15 protein-coding genes, 1 tRNA gene and 3 pseudogenes are annotated in these 15,263 nt (G+C 39.0%); 10 read left to right on the top strand and 9 right to left on the bottom strand.

Features of this window, described 5'->3' with window-relative positions; translation table 11 throughout:
* Positions 1-6: 6 nt before the first annotated feature.
* A pseudogene (locus tag ACN20O_RS10085) lies at positions 7-156 on the bottom strand (thymidylate synthase); the annotation flags it as partial.
* A gap of 131 nt (positions 157-287) precedes the next feature.
* On the opposite strand from ACN20O_RS10085, the gene ACN20O_RS10080 reads away from it, so the two are divergent.
* The 4 genes and pseudogenes from ACN20O_RS10080 to ACN20O_RS10065 all read left to right on the top strand — a co-directional run.
* Complete coding sequence (locus ACN20O_RS10080) at positions 288-479, top strand: hypothetical protein (protein WP_491633823.1); 192 nt, start codon at positions 288-290, stop codon at positions 477-479.
* Between the two features lie 21 nt (positions 480-500).
* Positions 501-1,202, top strand: coding sequence for an alpha/beta hydrolase family protein (locus ACN20O_RS10075; protein ID WP_491633822.1), 702 nt, complete (start codon positions 501-503; stop codon positions 1,200-1,202).
* A 3-nt stretch (positions 1,203-1,205) separates the two neighbouring features.
* Positions 1,206-2,006, top strand: coding sequence for a class D beta-lactamase (blaOXA, locus tag ACN20O_RS10070; RefSeq protein WP_491633821.1), 801 nt, complete (start codon positions 1,206-1,208; stop codon positions 2,004-2,006).
* A pseudogene (locus ACN20O_RS10065) lies at positions 2,003-2,164 on the top strand (tRNA-binding protein); the annotation flags it as partial. The gene blaOXA and the pseudogene ACN20O_RS10065, both read left to right, overlap by 4 nt.
* 277 nt (positions 2,165-2,441) lie before the next feature.
* Here ACN20O_RS10065 and ACN20O_RS10060 read toward each other — a convergent pair.
* From ACN20O_RS10060 to cml, 5 genes and pseudogenes are all read right to left on the bottom strand, one after another.
* Positions 2,442-2,987, bottom strand: a complete 546-nt coding sequence (locus ACN20O_RS10060; RefSeq protein ID WP_491633820.1) for a GNAT family N-acetyltransferase — start codon at positions 2,985-2,987, stop codon at positions 2,442-2,444.
* 695 nt (positions 2,988-3,682) lie between these two features.
* The gene (catB, locus tag ACN20O_RS10055) at positions 3,683-4,318 is read right to left on the bottom strand and encodes a type B chloramphenicol O-acetyltransferase (RefSeq protein ID WP_491633819.1); all 636 of its coding nucleotides are present in this window, start codon (positions 4,316-4,318) and stop codon (positions 3,683-3,685) included.
* Positions 4,315-4,713: pseudogene (locus ACN20O_RS10050) on the bottom strand (MFS transporter); the annotation flags it as partial. The gene catB and the pseudogene ACN20O_RS10050, both read right to left, overlap by 4 nt.
* A 188-nt stretch (positions 4,714-4,901) precedes the next feature.
* Entirely contained in the window at positions 4,902-5,453 is a 552-nt protein-coding gene (locus ACN20O_RS10045) for a chloramphenicol phosphotransferase CPT family protein (RefSeq protein ID WP_491633818.1), read from the bottom strand.
* 117 nt (positions 5,454-5,570) lie between these two features.
* Entirely contained in the window at positions 5,571-6,770 is a 1,200-nt protein-coding gene (cml, locus tag ACN20O_RS10040; RefSeq protein ID WP_491633817.1) for a CmlA/FloR family chloramphenicol efflux MFS transporter, read from the bottom strand.
* Positions 6,771-7,637: 867 nt separating this feature from the next.
* On the opposite strand from cml, the gene ACN20O_RS10035 reads away from it, so the two are divergent.
* Positions 7,638-8,845, top strand: a protein-coding gene (locus ACN20O_RS10035) for an IS3 family transposase (protein WP_491639281.1) whose coding sequence is annotated in 2 segments (ribosomal slippage) — positions 7,638-7,962 and positions 7,962-8,845 — 1,209 coding nt in all. Because the reading frame shifts where the segments join, the coding sequence is not laid out codon by codon here.
* Here the strand turns inward: ACN20O_RS10035 and ACN20O_RS10030 are convergent.
* On the bottom strand, positions 8,834-9,622 hold the full coding sequence (locus ACN20O_RS10030) for an aminoglycoside 6-adenylyltransferase (RefSeq protein ID WP_491633816.1): 789 nt from the start codon (positions 9,620-9,622) through the stop codon (positions 8,834-8,836). The two genes, ACN20O_RS10035 and ACN20O_RS10030, sit on opposite strands and share 12 nt — an antisense overlap.
* A gap of 806 nt (positions 9,623-10,428) precedes the next feature.
* On the opposite strand from ACN20O_RS10030, the gene ACN20O_RS10025 reads away from it, so the two are divergent.
* A complete protein-coding gene (locus ACN20O_RS10025; protein ID WP_491633815.1) occupies positions 10,429-10,881 on the top strand; it encodes a hypothetical protein in 453 nt (150 codons plus the stop codon).
* Positions 10,878-11,141 (top strand): hypothetical protein, encoded by a 264-nt coding sequence (locus ACN20O_RS10020; protein ID WP_491633814.1) that lies wholly within the window; start codon positions 10,878-10,880, stop codon positions 11,139-11,141. Before ACN20O_RS10025 ends, ACN20O_RS10020 begins: the two co-directional genes overlap by 4 nt.
* A gap of 559 nt (positions 11,142-11,700) precedes the next feature.
* Here the strand turns inward: ACN20O_RS10020 and ACN20O_RS10015 are convergent.
* Entirely contained in the window at positions 11,701-12,819 is a 1,119-nt protein-coding gene (locus ACN20O_RS10015) for a transposase (RefSeq protein WP_491633813.1), read from the bottom strand.
* Positions 12,820-12,955: 136 nt separating this feature from the next.
* Here ACN20O_RS10015 and ACN20O_RS10010 point away from each other — a divergent pair, with 136 nt between their 5' ends.
* Both ACN20O_RS10010 and ACN20O_RS10005 read left to right on the top strand, forming a co-directional pair.
* A complete protein-coding gene (locus ACN20O_RS10010; protein ID WP_491633812.1) occupies positions 12,956-14,155 on the top strand; it encodes an ISL3 family transposase in 1,200 nt (399 codons plus the stop codon).
* A 240-nt stretch (positions 14,156-14,395) separates the two neighbouring features.
* Positions 14,396-14,695 carry a hypothetical protein gene (locus ACN20O_RS10005; RefSeq protein WP_491633811.1) on the top strand — a complete coding sequence of 100 codons (300 nt, stop codon included), beginning with the start codon at positions 14,396-14,398 and terminating at the stop codon, positions 14,693-14,695.
* Here ACN20O_RS10005 and ACN20O_RS10000 read toward each other — a convergent pair.
* Positions 14,674-14,750, bottom strand: a tRNA-Met gene (locus ACN20O_RS10000). The genes ACN20O_RS10005 and ACN20O_RS10000 overlap by 22 nt on opposite strands.
* 145 nt (positions 14,751-14,895) lie before the next feature.
* Here ACN20O_RS10000 and ACN20O_RS09995 point away from each other — a divergent pair.
* The gene (locus tag ACN20O_RS09995; protein ID WP_491633810.1) at positions 14,896-15,216 is read left to right on the top strand and encodes a hypothetical protein; all 321 of its coding nucleotides are present in this window, start codon (positions 14,896-14,898) and stop codon (positions 15,214-15,216) included.
* Positions 15,217-15,263 lie beyond the last annotated feature (47 nt).

Here is a 15,263-nt window from a genome sequence, read left to right as displayed (position 1 = left end):
AGCTAATTAAATTGCAACAGCTGCTTTAATGTGTGGATGCGGATCGTATCCAACTAATTCAAAATCTTCAAATTTAAAAGAGAAAATATCTTTAACATCTGGATTTATTTTCATTGTTGGAAGTGGACGTAATTCTCTAGATAATTGAAGCTTAGCGTCGATAGGAAGGATTAGAGCAATAATTCCATAAGGGAATCGATCGAATCCCCCCTTGTAGAGAAAAATGAGGGCCTAATGGCCGCTTATAAAATTCTTTTTTTAGGATTTTTTAAGGAAATTTGGCTTTTTTGAACTGTTTATCTATATTAGGAATTGTATGGTCGCCTGCATGTAAGCCAATAGTACTAGCAATTTATACATTTTCAAATAAAAAAGATAATGCGCAGCAGGCTGATAAAGCGATTGCTGAAACGACTAAATTTATTCTTGATGAATTTTCTAAGAAAAACATATGTTTCTCAGCAACGGATTTTAAATAAGATTTACATGGCGGTAGTTTAATGAAATACTTTAAAAATCTATACCTTGTATTATTCGCATTCATCATTGCAAGTAATGCTTATGCTTTGGAAAGCAAAACGCTCGATATGTTTGACAAGGGTCGAGGCAGAAATGTCCCCGTGGTTATTTATCAAGGGGATACGATAAATAAGTCTGTGGTGATCATCAGCCATGGTTATGGTGTTAAAAACACGGAATATTCATTTATCGCAAATGCCCTTGCAACACATGGATATTTTGTGGTGAGTATACAGCATGATCTGGAGACAGATAAACCTCTTCCTACAACAGGAAATCTATTTGATAGAAGAAAACCCCTGTGGGAACGTGGCGTTCAAAACATTTTATTTGTGATGAATGAACTAAAAAAGATAGAGCCACAGTTGGATCTGAACAAGGTGATTTTAATAGGCCATTCTAACGGCGGCGATATGTCTATGATGCTGGCTCAGACTCATCCCGAAATGGTTTCAAAGATTATTTCACTTGATAGCAGAAGGTATCCTTTCCCAAGAAATCCGAAATTGGAGATTTTGCGTTTTGGAGCAATAGATGATGAACCAGATGAAGGCGTTGTTCCTGAGTCCGGCGTGGGGGTTATTTATGTGAAAGGAGCTCGGCACATAGATTTATGTGATCGAGGGAGTCCTGAAATTAAGGATGAAATTCAAAAATCCATTATTCAATTTTTAGATAGGTAAATCATGAAAAAAGTTATTTTATTGTTATGTTCTATTATGTTATCAGCGGGTGCTGCGTTTGCCGACAGCTGTTTTATTGCAAAAGAAAATGGAAAAGTTTTAAAAAGCGAAGGTGACCCGGAAAAGCGCTATGCTCCTATGTCTACTTTTAAAATACCACTTAGTTTAATAGGGTTTGATTCGGGCATTCTTGTCGATGAAATGCACCCTGTATGGCCTTTTAAAGAAGGCTATGTTGATTGGCGAGAGGTTTGGAAGCAAGATCAAACCCCCAAAAGCTGGATGAAAGAATCCTGTGTTTGGTATAGCCAAGTTTTAACAAAAGAACTTGGTATGAAAAAATTTCAAGAGTATGTCACAAAATTTGATTACGGCAATAAGGACCTAACAGGAGACAAAGGATCAAACAACGGCCTTACAAATGCTTGGTTATCGAGTTCTCTGCAGATTTCAAGCGCAGAGCAAGTCGCCTTTTTACAGAAGATGCTAGCGGGCACATTGCCTATTAAGCCGCATGCAGTAGCTATGACAAAAAATATCCTATTTGTAGAAGAGTTAAAAAACGGCTGGAAGTTTTATGGCAAAACAGGAATGGGCAGCTTATTAAATGCTGATGGCACAAAAAATCCTGATTTATATCATGGCTGGTTCATTGGTTGGATTGAAAAAGGCGATAGAAGAATTATTTTTTCAAACCACATAGAAGACGATAAAAAAGAAGAGATTGGCGCCAGTCAGCGTGCCAAAGCAGATGCAAAAGAAAAAATGGAAAAAATTATAGATCAGATTGAAGGTAACAAATGACAACAATAACATATGAAGAATTTGAGCGTGTGAATTTGCGCTCTGGCACGATTGTGAAAGTAGAAGAATTTCCAAGAGCAAAAAAACCGGCATTTAAGGTGTGGGCAGATTTTGGACCTGAGGTTGGCGTATTGCAAACGTCAGCTCAGGTGACTGTGCAGTCGATAGGAAGGATTAGAGCAATAATTCCATAAGGGAATCGATCGAATCCCCCCTTGTAGAGAAAAATGAGGGCCTAATGGCCGCTTATAAAATTCTTTTTTTAGGATTTTTTAAGGAAATTTGGCTTTTTTGAACTGTTTATCTATATTAAGAACTGGAATGACGCGTTCCTCTAGTGATCGGTCAGGCGCTGATCGAAGAGCCTCGTAGTCCGCTCTTCGGCAGAAGGCGTGCTTCCGCCTACGGCCCCGAGCGAAAGTTCGCATCTGATTTCTAAAGAGGTGGCTGTGCTCTCACGCCACGCGAATAGAACAGCGCGATCTCACCTTCAGAGGGCGTGCCATCATACAAGGTCAGGTCAGCCCCGGTTAGGCTGAAGCCCAAAGCGCCATAGGCGTTCACCCCCGGCACATTCAGTGAGCTAGTCTCCAACCAAATATGACGTGCCCCGCAGTCGACGGCGTGCGCCTTCACGACTTCGATCAGGCGACGCCCGACGCCTTCCCTTCGAGAGGTCGGATCGACGTAAAAATGCCAGAGCACTAGCCGGCCGTTCCAAGTCTCGAACGAAACTGCTGCAAATCCGACGATAGAGGCGCCACGTAGCGCCACCCATGACATCGTGTAGGGGCGACTGTCGCTTCGGAGGTCATCAAGCGGAAAGCGCTTTTGGAGGGGTGCGCCCAATGCCCTCAAACGCAGGCTTATCTGTGCGGATCCTGCCTCCACATCAAAGACCTCGCTCGTAGTAAATGAGGTGTCTATGGCTTCGATCGCTGAGGCGTCGGCGGGCAAGCTCGCGGGTCGAATGGAAATCATCAGATCATTCTGACTTGAGCGCGGGGATGTCTGCAAGCCACCCCTCTGGGACTTCGGGGTGGTCCAGTTGTCGGCAAGATGGCAAGGTCCGTTTCCGGGCGGCACCGCGATGCCCGCTCGCGACCCGTTGCAGACGATCGCGATGGAACGGCCCTAACGCGAGACCAGGTGCGCAACGACCCGCTCGTGTGGCTTTAGCTGGCCGCTGAACCCGCGTCCGGATTGACGTTGATGCTGATCGAGTTCGAGCAGTCGCCTAAGTTCGGCGCGAAGGAGTAACTGCCCCGAGTTCTCGTCGCTGGCGACGTAGAAGTATAGCCTGAATTAGCCCTCGATTTTACATCTTGGAACCATGGCCCCCCCCTTTTTTAGGAAAAGGATGACCTTCGGTCTCTCTATTTAAAGGAAATCTTCACGCCTTTTTGTCGGATTCGGCTGAAATTTACGGGACGGTCTTATTTAAAATTTATGCTTCAAATTGGTGCTTCAGGGATTTTTCATTCACCTTTTTTTAAAATTGAATTTCATAAGGTTAACGCAAGACCTGGGATTATAATTTCAGAAAAATCTAAAAATGGGACTTGGATTTTTCACACGATTCTTTCTTTTGAATTCTTTGAAGGAAAAATTGCGTGTATCTATGGCATGAGAAATCCAGAAAGATTAGCTACTTTACTCAGTCCGAAATAGTAAGACTAAGAATTTTTCTTACTCTTCCAAAACGAATAAAGATCTTTCACGCTCTTCTCCGTCATGAGTGGCATGGCCTCTTTAAGCATTTCATCTGACCAGTCCCACCAATTCATTTCGAGAAGCCATGCTATTTCTTCCTCTGAAAATCTTTTACGAATGGGCTTTGCAGGACTTCCACCAACAATGGTGTAAGGCTCGACATCTTTTGTCACAAGGGCACGACTACCAATGATCGCACCATGACCGATCTTTACTCCGGCCATAATCATAGCTTCCGATCCAATCCAAACATCATTTCCAACAACAGTATCGCCAGCGGCTTCGTAACCATTCTTAGCATCTTGAAAGATTTCAAACTCAGGCATGAAGTGAAAAGGAAAAGTTGAAATCCATTCTGATTGATGACCTTGATTTCCGGCCATAATAAATGAAACTCCAGAACCTATAGAACAGAAGCTGCCAATGATGAGTTTATCAACATCACTCCTATCAGGCATAAGGTATCTTGCACAATCATCAAATGAGTGTCCATGATAGTATCCTGAGTAATAACTATACTTCCCCACAATAATATTGGGGTTCGTTACTTGATCAGATAAAAGTTTTCCTCTAAAAGGACTTTCAAAAAAATTCTTCATATTTTCACTTTCGGCAGAAAAGCAGTCGCAAATCCTAATAAAGGTAAAAAAGAAACTGCTTTATAAACCCATATCACACCGTATACATCAGCAAGATTTCCAAGTGCTGCGGCCCCAATTCCACCAATGCCAAACATAAGTCCAAACATTATACCAGACACAGTCCCTACTCGTCCAGGAATAATCTCTTGAGCATAGACAACAAGTGCTGCAAATGCTGAAGACATAATTAAACCAATTAGAACAGCTAAGAAGCATGTCCAAAAAAGATCCATATGAGGAAGAAGTAACGAAAAAGGTGCCACACCTAAAAATGAAATCCAAATGATCATTTTTCTTCCAAGACGATCCCCTATTGGTCCACCTGCAAATGTCCCTAATGCAACCGCTCCAAGTATAGCCTGAATTAGCCCTCGATTTTACATCTTGGAACCATGGCCCCCCCCTTTTTTAGGAAAAGGATGACCTTCGGTCTCTCTATTTAAAGGAAATCTTCACGCCTTTTTGTCGGATTCGGCTGAAATTTACGGGACGGTCTTATTTAAGTCCAAGTAACTTTTTATCATTTAAATATATAGAAGCTCTACTTAACCTTTAAGCTTTTTCTTTTAAGCCATGCCTCAACTATTTTACGACTATTTATCTCCGCCGATTCCTCAGAATTAACTTCCATATCATACTTTAGAAATGAATGAACTGTTTTGAAATCCTGTTCGGCATCACCTACTCTTCGATCTCCTCTGAGTTTCTCCCTCTCTTGTAGAACTTCAAGGCCACAATGAACACCCACGTAGAACGCGTCGTAAGGTGAAAGTAGCTCAAGCAGGCGCTTTTTTTGATTTTCATCTTCGATGATTATATCAACTAAAAGATTATTCCCAGCGGACAAGAAGGCTGGAAGACATCGATAAAATCCTTCAAAGATCTTTGGCCGCATTTGCTTCCATGTAATACCAAGTTCTGGCACATTTCTGTTTTTTGGAAGTACATCTGCATCAAACATAATAAAATCCAGCGAGAAGTGAATGAAAGGCGCCGGAATAACATCCCGGATGTTTTTACATAAAGTTGTTTTCCCTGCACTAGAAGCACCATTGAGTAAAATAATACTTCCGTCGTGATTTAAAGCATCCATGTCGTATTCCTTATTGGTTCACGTCTTTTATAAATCTACCTGCTTTTTATATCGATATCAAACTTCAGTCACAGAACCAGGCACTCGAAACCTGGATAGCTCCGAGTGCCTGGTTTTTCATATGGATTTTCTCATTAAATATTCCACGCCCATTAACATAAAAGTACACACCGGTAATACAGAGGTAAACGCGATGAGGGGCCAGGCGCTATCTCCAGGCAAAAGTAAGGTTACTGCGGTTCCTACTACAGATACAATCAGACTTTGAAGACAATAATAAAAAGCCACAGCTGTTCCCGCCATATGCGGGAACTCTTCAAGTGCACCGTTTGCGGTAACGGAAACAATAAAGATCATTCCAACAGCGATCACCCACATAGGCAAAACAAAAGAGGCGATAGAAAGATCCATCAAGTTATTACATCCGGTAAGGATAATTGATCCCATGAGGATTATTATGAGTCCCCTGATGAGACTCCCCTTTGTTCCCCACTTTGTGACGAAAGATTTGGCAAAATGTGAAACTACAATCATGACGATTGCGACCGAAGCAAATACAAAACTGAAATGCATTTGAGACAGTCCAACTTTTTCCATCAAAACCTTGGGCGCTGTAGAAAAGAAAACAAAATAAGACCCCATTGCTGTACTAAAACCTAATGTATAAATCCAAAAGGACATACTTTTAAAAATCACTGGTACCGAGATATTTTCCTTCGTCACAGACGAAGGCTTCGTTTCACGCCATCGAAGTAGAGCATGGATAAACGCCATCAAACCAATTCCTCCAAGGAAAATAAATATCATTCTCCAGCCATATAGATAGGCAAGGATGGCTCCCAAGATTGGTCCTAGAGCTGGAACAAAAGCAAGCATTGAACTAAAGAGACTATATATGACATTTCCTTCCGGTTTATCTGCATAGACATCTCTGACTGTAGCGAAGGTTGCCACAAGAGCAGCTGAAGAACCCAATGCCTGAAAAACTCGTGCTCCTAAAAAAAGATAACCATTGCTCGTGAAAACTAGAACGAAGGAGGAAATTGTGAAAAGCAAAGCACCTATTAGCACCACTTTTCTGCGCCCGGTACGATCAGACAAAGGACCAAAGAATAACTGCCCCAGTCCAAGTGTGACCATATAGAGACTAAGAGTTAGCTGGATCACTGATGGTGATGTGTTAAGAGCTTCCGGCATTTTCGGGATAGCTGGGAGGTAAACGTCCATAGCAAGAGAAGCTAAAAGATCAAAAGGCGCCATTAACAATAGGGCCGAAGAAAGAGAATAATTCCAGTCATTAGACAATTTGCCTGACATAAGAACTCCTAAAAAAAGGAATAAACTTCGCCGGCGATATTTCCGAGAACAATGCCTGTGGGATTATCGCCGCAACAATAGAGAATATTGCTGCGGCTTACTTATCTGAGGAGGGATCACTATTCATAATTAATATAGCGTAACAACATTCCTGATTGTTGTCAAGCACTGGTAAAGTTTAAAACCAACTCTCAAACAAGTATAGCCTGAATTAGCCCTCGATTTTACATCTTGGAACCATGGCCCCCCCCTTTTTTAGGAAAAGGATGACCCTCGGTCTCTCTATTTAAAGGAAATCTTCACGCCTTTTTGTCGGATTCGGCTGAAATTTACGGGACGGTCTTATTTAGACTTCGCATGAACTTCTCTCTCTTTATTTGAGTGGTGACAGGACTGTATCCATTGAGGATATTAAGAGAAAAGAAAAGATTGAGAAAGTTACCTTTTGGGTTAAGAGACTTTCGTTTAATAAAAGTTGGCTAAAACTTACTGTTCTCCCCATTGTTGTTGTATTTACCTTCTTCTTTGATAGTAACTCATAGTAATTATAGACTCAGTAGCGACTCATTGGATTTTTTACACTAAGAAGGTCAATTACTTTTTTCGCTGGGGCAGAAATACTGCTCTATAAATGAGTGTGTCCGCTTACGAACACGACCCCATTATTTTGGTAATGATCTCAGCAATGAGTGAAATTATATTAAGCCCCGTTTAACCCACGGGGCTTTTTTATTATTAAGCAATAAATCAGTAATCTATCCTTCTACGGATTTTCTCTAACATCAAAGTTGTGATAGCCCCTCATAGAACCGGACCACTAAGTTAGCTTCATAACGGAGGTTAACGACTATGAGTACGACTAGTAGTATGACTAGTCCTAAGGTCATCATCGGTGTTCAGAAACGCCGAAAATGGTCAGAGGAATTGAAAATGAGCTTGATCGAAGAAACTTTTAAACCAGGGCAATCTGTATCATCAGTTGCGAGACAAAACGGAATTTCTCCTTCACAATTATTTTATTGGAGGAGATGTATGGAGAATGGTGCTGTTACAGCAGTAAGAGCTGAAGAGGAAGTTGTTTCTGAATCAGAATATAAAAAGGCCCTTGCTAGAATCAGAGAACTTGAACGTGCTCTTGGTAAAGCTACTCTTAAAAATGAGATCCTCAAAGAAGCAGTACGCATTGGACGCGAAAAAAAACTGATCTCGCGCGCACCATTGCTCGGCATGGACGATTTTCAGTGAGGCAGATAGCCGAGACACTGGAAGTCGCGAGAAGCAATCTCACGGAGCAAATGAAAAAAGAGATTGATCAACCCAAAAAAGAAAATTACGAAGATGAGTTTTTACTTTCAAAGATAAAGGCTATTGTCGCTGAAAGACCAACTTATGGATATCGAAGAGTAACAGCGTTGCTTTGCTCAGAACTGCTTTCTATTGGGAAAAACAGAGTGAATCACAAGAGAGTTTATAGAATTATGAAAACAAACGATATGCTTCTCGCTCGCTACGATAAAAAGAAAACACAAACTCATGACGGACAAGTAATCACTCTTAAAAGTAATACTCGTTGGTGCTCTGATTGTTTTACGATCCAATGTTTTAATGGTGATAGAGTGCATGTTGCTTTTGCTCTTGATACTTGTGATCGTGAAGTTATGAGTTACGTTGCTTCGACAATTGGAATTGATGGTGCCGCAATTAGAGATCTTATGGTTGATTGCCTTGAGACTCGATTTGGAAAAATAGATTATCTACCTCATCGTGTGCAATGGCTTTCGGATAACGGTCCTCAATACACTAGTCACGAGACAGTCAAATTTGCCCGCTCAATCGGTTTTGATGTGCGAACGACACCTGCATACAGTCCAGAATCAAATGGAATGGCAGAAGCACTCGTGAAGACTTTTAAACGCGACTATGTTTGGTTTGGTGATTTAAAAGATGCGGCCACAGTAATGGGGCAACTTGAAAAATGGTTTGAGGATTATAATGAAAATGCTCCTCACAAGGGGCTTAAGATGAAAAGTCCGAGACAATTTAGACGTGAGAATGAGAAAACATTAGCTAGCTAGGTGGTCCGGTTTGACAGGGGCAACTCCAAAAGTAATCTCTTGATTAACTTCGAGATTCAAGAATAATTCTCCTGCAATTTCGACAGAGCTTCTAAAGCTGGCAGTTACCGCTTCCGGATCGAGAGCTGGACAAACTTTTTCATATTTCTCATACATCTTCTTAGGAATATCTTTTTCGATACTCTTAGAAGGACTCTCCCAATGATCAAATGCTAAGGCTTCTACCCTCATTAACCATAAAGTAAATTTTTGAATATATGAGAATGTCATATGTGCATGGGCCCACTCTTTTCTTCCAATCAAATGTGATGTGTATACCAGAGAGTTCACTAAGGACTGTGCTAACCACTCAATTGATTCTTTAGAATTTCTTGTTGGTGAAATAACGGAAATAGAATCTAGTGTATTCTTCAATAATCCATCTTTATCGACCTGAATCATTTTATCTTTGAGTTCAAAAGAAACTAATCCCTCCCAGCTTTTGATAATTCCTATTTCTTTAATATCAAGAAAATGAAACTCGGCACGAATCAAGTCATCATAGATCGCAACTTTAGTACCAAACTCATTTTTAAAGAACAAATCGACTTTACCCAATTGAGCAACCCAATGTTTCTCATCAAAATTTTCTGTATCAGTTAAAAAAATATAGAACTCGATGTCGGAATATTTGTCTCCTTCACCTTTGATAAAAGAACCATACATAAAAACTGAACGGATGTTAGGATCAAGCAAAGAAGATTCCTTCACCTGACTAATCATGGCCAACTGTCTCATAAGACCTCAAAAATTGTAGTTATTAATCAATAGACAAAATTTATGATTACTTATTAGTTACTGCACACATTCTAGGAGTCCCCTTTCAAGTGGTTTATTTCAAGGATAGAAATTCATTATATGCTTAACCCTAAATATAATCAAACCGCTGGGATTTCAGCAACTTAAGCAGCTGAATCTTATGTGTTTTTTTTGAACTTGCTTGGATTTCAGTATTTGGTAGAATATAAAAACTGGTGGAGGGTTTAATAAACCCCGCGACAGGTTCTCTCCACCAGAAACCTTCCCTAAATTCTTAGGATGTTTTCTGGCCCAAATATCATAAGCAACCTAAGAAATTAAATCTCTGAATCCCTTCATCTCTTTCAATTCTCTTAAATGAATTATGGAGTTTAAAATTAGAAAGTCCGTGGTGAAAATGGATTTCTGCTAATGAGTGTGTACACTTATGAACACGACCCCATTAAATTCATAACGATCTCAGCAATGAGTGAATTATACTAAAAGCCCCGTTTAACCCACGGGGCTTTTTTTTTATTTTCCTTCAATACACTTACTATGCGCTCAATTACCATTACCGCTGAGGTTCAGCTTGAGTTCATTTTCAATTTAATCTAAAATAATCTCCAACACAAAATTCTAAGCTTTGATAAGATCATTTTTTTATTATCAATTTTTTTTATCCTAATAATGTTCCAAGCATCAAAAAAACTTGATCAAAAATTTCATTAAGTATTATCCGTCCTGCAGTGTCGGATTTTGTATTAGTGATATAGTTCAAGTTAGAGCTATATTTCGAGGGATTTATGAAGAAAGATTCAGCAAGTTATGACAACGAAAAACTAAAGAGAATTGGGTATGTCATTGGTAGTTCACTTTTACTTAATTTTATCTATGACATCGTTAAGTATAGCTACCCATTCGTTTGGAAAAATATTGCTTCCTGGATTATTTCAAGCTCTAGCTTTTTGCAAACTAAATACTATACTCCAGTTGTCAGAATATTTTTTTCTCCATCAGAAGGTCTTAGCGAAGTCTTGGTGGTCATCTTTTTAAATACCGTATTGATTACTTTATACTTTAGATTAAGAAGTCTAATAAGGAAGGGAAATGACAAGATAGAGGAACATGAAGAACTAGCGACATACGATCAAATGAGTAAAGAACAATTGTTGGAAATTAAAAATAAATTGAGAATTATTTCATTGGATAATATACAAAGGTTTAAAAAAATCTCCAATCAAGTAAGAAGCAGATGAAGTACCTTTTAACTCCTTTCGTATTAATATTTACGTTATATAACTTCACCTTGTTATTAATGAATATTGCTGCTAAAGCAGATGCTTCAACTCTAAACATGGCTTTTCGTACAACTGCTCCATTGCTAACCCCTCAAGAAGAGAGCGCTACCCTTCTTCGAATTTCTAACATAAAAAGTTCAGAAGATTACATCCTTATTCTACAGAAACTTAAAGCAACTAGATTAGAAAAATCAGTCGAAGAGAATAAAACTAAATAGGAAGTTTACATTTAGATTTCTTCTAAAAATTAAGAATAGAAAAATATAAGTATTGGCTGAATCATCGAACTTTGACCCATGCTTAATTACGTAAGGATAAATTTAGCTCAATTATTAGCAGAACTACTTTTAGTTATGAACCCTTAACCATTTGTAACCGTAATTTACTCCCACAGATGATTATTACAAATTATTATAAAGAAAACTATAAACTATTGAGCGACTTTTAATTCCTGGAATTGGACTCCAAAATTCAGTGCTGGCTTTAAGATACAAATTTCTTTTCCTTCTTTATCTTTAACTCGAAATGAAATATCCATAGAACCAAACCCTTTTACATTAAGAAAGAAACCAGAAGCAAAAAGTATAGCCTGAATTAGCCCTCGATTTTACATCTTGGAACCATGGCCCCCCCCTTTTTTAGGAAAAGGATGACCTTCGGTCTCTCTATTTAAAGGAAATCTTCACGCCTTTTTGTCGGATTCGGCTGAAATTTACGGGACGGTCTTATTTAAGACCGAAATTAGGCGCACCCCTGCCCTTGCTCAACTAATTTTGCTTAAAAATCGCCCACTGCTTGATCAAAGTAGTCTGCCTCAGGAGGTGCTCTCGGAGACCTGATAATCACTTCATTTGCCGGCTGGCCAAGATGATTCAATATTTTTTGGCAGATATTCTGGGAAGTTATCGTGGCTACCAAAGTTAGCTTGGTGCCACAGTGATCACAATTACTAACTTCATATTTAAAAACGTATTTTAACAATTCGCTCCATGGCGTGCGGTAAACTTTCTTCTTGGTCTTCACTTTCTTAGGACACGCCAAACTCGTTATTTTAGATCTCTTCTTATGACGGGCCCCAAAAACTCCAATATAGCGAATAAGGTTTTGTCTCGGTGGCGGTATAAGAGCAATAATCCTTTTGATGAATTGATCTGGAGTGAATTGCAGATGAGTTGTCCCGTCGGAGTAAGGTGTTTTTAGCTGTAGCCTTACTTTTCCAGATGCCTCATAAGTAATCCTCTCTTTTGCAATGGGACCTCGCAGAATGTAGCGACAAAGTCTCTCCAATTCGGCCCGTTGATGTGCCAAGATTTTTACATTCGCATGCAGACTGAACCCATCATCGTAGGAGCAACGCTTCCCTACAAATTCTCTGAATGGCGGGTCCCAGACCTTGCCGATCTTAAGTGGGAGCTGAAAATTCTCATCTCGGTTTTGTACACTCTGGGCCTGAAAGTCGGATTGATCGTTATAGTCATTTTCAACTTGCTCAAATTTTTCCAGTAGTCTCATTAAGCGTTTCTTCAATGTGCCATTGAGTTGAACGACTTCTTCATGCGTTGGAACAATTTCAAAAAAGACTTCATCGCCAAAATTATTTTCATAGAATACTCCATCGATATAGATCGTATGGAAATGCACGTTTAGATTAAGTGCTCCTCCAAAACGCTGAACGACTGTAATCGCTCCAGCTTTGGGATTTTTCAGATTGTGGATTCTGGCCTTGTATTCATAATGGCGACTAAGTGTCCGGTGAAAAATCGCCAAGGCCTTTCTTAAGAAATCAGGATTTCGCGCGAGCAAAAATCTATGAACATAGGGCATGCTTAATACCCATTGCCTTGTCGGTACTTCCGGAATCACTTCTTCAATTAAATGTTTAGCCGTATCCGACATGCGTCTGCCAGTGCAACTCGCGGTCTTCTCGGTTTGCAGTGGATGGCTGCGAATCAATAGTATTTTAATCAACAAATAAGCATAAGAATTTTTCGTTTAAAATTAAATTGCGAATCAAATTTTAAGGAGAATTCTTATGCTCAATGAAAGTGTAACACGAAGTATTTTGCTTCCTGAACTTAAATTTATTAAAGAAATAATCGTAAAAGACAAACGCTATTTTTACTGTGAGAAGCAATCCGAATTTGAAGTTTGTCCAAAATGTGCATCAAAATGCTCTACTATTTATGACCATGTATTTGTAACTATAAGAGATGCTCCCATCAGACAAAGACATGTCATTTTAAAAATCAAAAAAAGAAGATTTCTATGTAAGACTTGTAAAAAGCCCTTCAGAGAACCTGTTCAAGGCGTTTTTAAAGGCTTTAGAACGACTCAAAGACTTAGATCTCACATACGGTGGGCCTCTGAAAATTATTCTGATTTAAAGCGCGTATCAAAATATACCAATGCCTCAAGTTGGCTAGTCTATAAATCATTTTATCAACAAGTTGAACTTGTTCTTCGTGAATACAAATCTCCATGGCCTAAAACAATTGGAATTGATGAACATAGTTTTCTTCGGAGTGCAAAAAAACATAAAACAGATTTTGTGACCGTTTTTATTGACTATACAAATAAGCGAATGAAAGAAGTTGTACTCGGTAAAGCCATAGGCGATTTAACTCAATCACATATTAAAGACATCCCAGGACGTGAAAATGTAAAAAATGTCATCCTTGACTTGTCTCCAACTTTTAGAAGTTTTGCTCAAGAATTTTTTCCAGAAGCGCGTCTTATCGCTGATAAGTTTCATGTTATTAAACTGATTCATCCTATCATTCATAAGTACAGAAAAGATCTTATCGAGAAAGAAGGATTTAATGCTGGCTTTAGAAATCCTATTGGAAGACTACTTATTTGTAATAGGTCAAAACTTCAATGGAAAACTAAAAATACTATTGATCGTTTTTTAGAATTTTCTTCAGACCTTAAAGAAATTTACTGGTTCAAAGAAAGGATTTACAGATTTTATCGAATAAAAGGACAAAAAAAGGCTAGAAAGATTTGGATTGAAATACTTGATTCCATGGCCAATTCAAATATACCAGAAATACAAAGTTTAAGACGAACATTGCGTTTATGGGCTAACGAAATATTAAATTATTTTTCTACCAATCTGACGAATGGAAGAACAGAAGGATACAATCGAAAGGCAAAGTTGATTCAAAGATGTGCGTATGGATTTAGAAGCTTCAAAAATTACAGGCTGAAACTTCTCTATTCTTGCCGATAAAGTAGATTTGTTATCCAAAAAATATTCTTGTATATCAATTTTTTAAAATTGAATGGAAGGCTATTTTTGAAACTAAAAAATACGATTAAACTTTTAGCTATTTACAACGATAAGTAAAAAAGTTTTAAATGAAAAAAGCTTTTACTAGTTTGATATGATTAAAGTTTTTTGATTCATCCACTGCCAACCTAGGATAGTCTGAAGCGGTTGCAATTGGCGTGGGCCAAGGCAAATCCTAAAATGAGAAAGGCTTTGTTACGAGTTGTTGTTGATAAGCTGATTTTTAAAGAAGGTCAGGCTCAAGTTTTTTATCGTCAGATCAATCAAGGGTCTGACGATGGGAAATCAAAAAATAAGGTAGTGAATCTATCGGAAAAACGAGAATCCACGAAAATGAACGTAAAACACCAATCCCAAGCTTCAGTAGAAGCCAGTGGCGATGCGTTTCATATGTCTTTGGAATTATTTAGAAAGTCATCCCATAATCCAATGGACCAAGGGTGGTATATTGGAAAAAATGGTTGCGGGAATAGGATTTGAACCTATGACCTTCGGGTTATGAGCCCGACGAGCTACCAGACTGCTCCATCCCGCAGGGTGATATTAGATTGCCGGAGCCTGTTTGTCCAGTAAGAAATCGAATTATTCGCTCCAACATAAAGTTCTAAATTCCTTCGTAAATATGGCGATAAATAGTTTAGTGACCCTTTTGAACCCTATTTAGAGAGAGGATTCTTTTTATGTCAGCCCAGACTTCATTAAAAAACAGCATGATCAAAATCGAGATTGATGGAAGCGAGCTAACACCACAGCAAGTGAGACTCATTAAATCACTTAATACGATGCTCACGCATGTGCTATTAACTGAGAATGAAGAAGAGTATTTCGAAGGGAGCGCTGAGTTCATGAGAATGTGTGCTGCTCTTATTAAACAAGCTCGCTTCACAGAAGAGCTTAAAGACCAGAGCAACATCCCTTATGCTCAACAGGCACTTGAATACTCAGTAGATGTTTTACAAGAATACGTGACTGCTTCAAAAGTCGTGTCGTACGATAACTGATTTGGTCTTATTACGTTCTAAGAGGTCAAATCAGACTTACCTGTAGT

The organism is Bacteriovorax sp. As-1 (assembly GCF_058446905.1).
Note: the sequence above shows the minus strand (reverse complement) of the source record. Positions and strands in the feature narration are given on the sequence as shown.